The organism is Aeromonas sp. sif0611 (genome assembly GCF_019218845.1).
Taxonomy (GTDB): Bacteria; Pseudomonadota; Gammaproteobacteria; order Enterobacterales; family Aeromonadaceae; genus Aeromonas; species Aeromonas media.
In genome coordinates, this window is record NZ_JAHUWU010000071.1 from 1 (window position 1) to 243 (window position 243).

The 243-nt window shown below is 64.6% G+C and carries 1 protein-coding gene; it reads right to left on the reverse strand.

Translation table 11 applies throughout. The annotated features are described in order from the left end of the window. The coding region (locus tag KW824_RS21280; RefSeq protein ID WP_218410906.1) for a cadherin repeat domain-containing protein at positions 1-243 on the reverse strand (243 nt) is incomplete at both ends.

Sequence of the window (243 nt, forward strand, 5' to 3'; positions counted from 1 at the left end):
GCGACGGTGACCACACCGGTGGCGGGATCGATGGCAAACAGGCCGCCGGGATTGCCGGACAGGCTGTAGGTGACGGCATTGATGGTGGCGTCTGCGTCGCTGGCAAAGGCGGTGATGCCGACCAGGGTGCCGATGGCGATGTTCTCGTCGACGGCATTGGCGGCGGCGTTGGTGTCGGTCGGGGTAGTGACATCGAACTCGTCGACATCGTTGATGGCGATGGTGAAGGTCTGCGCCTGGCTG